Genomic DNA, 409 nt, shown 5'->3' with positions numbered 1-409 from the left:
GGCGAGCTATGGGCACCCTGCTTGTCACATCAAGGCCTGCGGTTGGCGGCACAAACCGCGGCAGAACTGCCCGGCAGTGTCACGTCTTGGCGCTCACAGCACGAACCCGGCTACCCGCACCCGGAACACGGTAGTCTGTACGTGTTCGGCCACCACGACGTGCGGGAATGCAAACTCGCTTTTGGCGCGGGCGAGCACGGGCGCATCCTGCTGAGCTGGGAGGGATTCGGCGACATCTTCTGGGACGCGGAGTACAGCGCGAACGTCCCTTTCCGCTGCCAGTGTGCCGCCGCGACGAATGCCACCTAACCACGCCCTATGAGCACGGATGCCATCCAGGAAGTAAGAGTCGAGGTGGATGCATCGACGCTTCGGCGTTCTTCTGTCGGTTCCATCACCGGTGTTGTGA

Annotated in this window: 1 protein-coding gene; it reads left to right on the top strand. The window is 62.8% G+C overall.

From position 1 onward, the window contains the following. Positions 1-309: hypothetical protein (locus tag ACN8M7_RS25970; RefSeq protein WP_490262630.1), on the top strand; the 309-nt coding region annotated here is incomplete at its 5' end. Between the last annotated feature and the right edge of the window lie 100 nt (positions 310-409).

Source organism: Pseudomonas spartinae (genome assembly GCF_965197125.1).
Taxonomy (GTDB): Bacteria; Pseudomonadota; Gammaproteobacteria; order Pseudomonadales; family Pseudomonadaceae; genus Aquipseudomonas; species Aquipseudomonas composti_A.
This window is presented reverse-complemented; position numbering and strand designations above follow the sequence as displayed.